A 1,605-nucleotide genomic window follows, 5' to 3' on the forward strand; every position below is an offset into this window, starting at 1 on the left:
AAGAAAAACGACTTCCTCGTGTCGATCAACGTGCGCGGCCGTCTGCGCACGGTGCAGGAATTCAGCGACATCGTGCTGCGCAACGGCGACGACGGCCAGGTCGTGAAGCTGTCCGACGTCGCGCGCATCGAGCTCGGCGCGGGCGACTACACGCTGCGCTCGTATTTCAACGACAGGCATTCGGCCGTGGTCGGCATCTTCCTGTCGCCGGGCGCGAACGCGCTCGACGTCGCGAAGGCCGTGTATGCGAAGCTCGACGAATTGTCGAAGCGCTTCCCGCCCGGCGTCGCGTACCGCCCCGTGTGGGACCCGACGGTGTTCGTGCGCGAATCGATCCGCGCGGTGCAGCACACGCTGATCGAGGCCGTGGTGCTGGTCGTGCTCGTCGTGATCCTGTTCCTGCAGACGTGGCGCGCGTCGATCATTCCGCTCGTCGCGGTGCCGGTGTCGGTGGTCGGCACGTTCGCGTGGCTCTACCTGCTCGGCTATTCGATCAACACGCTGACGCTGTTCGGGCTCGTGCTCGCGATCGGGATCGTCGTCGATGATGCGATCGTCGTGGTCGAAAACGTCGAGCGCAACATCGCACAGGGGTTGAGCCCGCGCGATGCCGCCCACCAGGCGATGCGCGAGGTGTCCGGGCCGATCGTCGCGATCGCGCTGGTGCTGTGCGCGGTGTTCGTGCCGATGGCGTTCATGTCGGGCGTCACCGGCCAGTTCTACAAGCAGTTCGCGGTGACGATCGCGATCTCGACGGTGATCTCCGCGATCAATTCGCTGACGCTGTCGCCCGCGCTCGCCGCGAAGCTGCTGCGTCCGCACGGCGCGCCGAAGGATGCGTTGACGCGCGCGCTCGACCGCGCATTCGGCTGGCTGTTCCATCCGTTCAACCGCTTCTTCGAGCGCAGTTCCGATCGCTACCACGGCGTCGTCGGGCGCACGCTGAAGCGGCGCGGCGTGGTGTTCGCCGTCTATGCGGCGCTGCTCGCGGCGACCGCGCTGCTGTTCAACGCGGTACCGGGCGGCTTCATCCCGGTGCAGGACAAGCTGTACCTGTTCGCGGGCGCGAAGCTGCCGGAAGGCGCATCGCTCGCGCGCACCAGCGCGGTGACCGAGCAGATGACGAAGATCGCGCTCGGCACCGACGGCGTCGAAATGGTGCCGGCGTTCGCCGGGCTGAATGCGCTGCAGGGCGTGAACACGCCGAACATCACGAACTCGTACGTGATCCTGAAGCCGTTCGACCAGCGTCACCGCACTGCCGCGCAGATCAACGCGGACCTGAACGCGCGCTTCGCGGCGATCGATGGCGGCATCACCTATGCGCTGATGCCGCCGCCGATCCAGGGCCTCGGCAACGGCTCCGGCTACTCGCTGTACCTGGAGGATCGCGGCGGGCTCGGCTACGGCGAATTGCAGAAGGCGCTCACGGCGTTCCAGGCTGCGGTCGCGAAGACGCCGGGGATGAGCTATCCCGTCAGCTCGTACCAGGCGAACATCCCGCAGCTCGAGGTGAAGGTCGACCGGCTGAAGGCGAAGGCGCAGGGCGTCGCGCTGACCGATCTGTTCAACACGTTGCAGGTGTATCTCGGCTCGATGTACGTG

Annotated in this window: 1 protein-coding gene; it reads left to right on the forward strand. The window is 66.5% G+C overall.

Annotated elements, in window-relative coordinates; all coding sequences use genetic code 11:
* On the forward strand, positions 1-1,605 hold a 1,605-nt coding region (locus JMF90_RS36360; protein ID WP_201326276.1), incomplete at both ends, for an efflux RND transporter permease subunit.

The sequence above is a fragment of the Burkholderia sp. E168m23 genome (assembly GCF_016586125.1).
Taxonomy (GTDB): Bacteria; Pseudomonadota; Gammaproteobacteria; order Burkholderiales; family Burkholderiaceae; genus Burkholderia; species Burkholderia orbicola.